This is a genomic window from Ciceribacter ferrooxidans, from assembly GCF_004137355.1.
GTDB lineage: Bacteria > Pseudomonadota > Alphaproteobacteria > Rhizobiales > Rhizobiaceae > Allorhizobium > Allorhizobium ferrooxidans.
On sequence record NZ_SDVB01000385.1, the window covers coordinates 1 to 253 of the forward strand.

The window sequence follows — 253 nt, forward strand, 5'->3', positions numbered from 1 at the left end:
AGAAGGCGGCAGCAAACGGTGTCCGGCCGGACAGCAGCACCGTGATCGGGACGATGAGAGGCACCACTTTGAGCCAGCCTTCCTACAACACCTTCCAGGCGTTTGGCAGCTCGGACGCAGAAAGGCCGCGCAGCCCGAGGCGCCGGGCTTCGAGGTGCACCTGCACAATAACACCGAAAAAGTGCATGAAGGCGGGAACGAGGGCTGCCGTCAGGATTGTCGTGAGCGGGAGGCCAAGATATTCGATCATCAG

Annotated in this window: 1 protein-coding gene; it reads right to left on the reverse strand. The window is 61.3% G+C overall.

Translation table 11 applies throughout. From position 1 onward, the window contains the following. Nucleotides 1-82: 82 nt before the first annotated feature. On the reverse strand, nt 83-250 hold the full coding sequence (locus EUU22_RS23585) for a TRAP transporter large permease subunit (RefSeq protein ID WP_245485273.1): 168 nt from the start codon (nt 248-250) through the stop codon (nt 83-85). Nucleotides 251-253: the final 3 nt, after the last annotated feature.

Excerpts from the sequence above, each read along its gene's own strand:
- EUU22_RS23585 (WP_245485273.1), bottom strand. The coding sequence starts at position 250 with ATGATCGAATATCTTGGCCTCCCGCTCACGACAATCCTGACGGCAGCC.